Raw genomic sequence first — 212 nt, 5'->3', positions numbered from 1 at the left:
CCGCCTACCCGCAGAAGCCGACCATCACCCTTCCGGTCTCCAAGATTACGGTGACGAAGACTTGGTCCGACGACAACGAGAATCACGCGAATGATTCCGTGCAGGTCCAGCTCAAGCAGGACGGCGAGGATTATGCCAACGGTTCAGCAACTCTGAATGCCGCCGGCAACTGGACTCACGAGTTCACGGTGCCTGCCGGCCCTGAGGGGCAC

At 60.4% G+C, this 212-nt stretch carries 1 protein-coding gene; it reads left to right on the top strand.

Annotated features, from left to right (window positions below; all coding sequences use genetic code 11):
* The coding region (locus tag DKT72_RS19025) for a Cna B-type domain-containing protein (RefSeq protein WP_162623382.1) at positions 1-212 on the top strand (212 nt) is incomplete at both ends.

Origin of the sequence: Confluentibacter sediminis (assembly GCF_003258355.1) — a bacterium.
Lineage (GTDB): Bacteria > Bacteroidota > Bacteroidia > Flavobacteriales > Flavobacteriaceae > Confluentibacter > Confluentibacter sediminis.
This window is presented reverse-complemented; position numbering and strand designations above follow the sequence as displayed.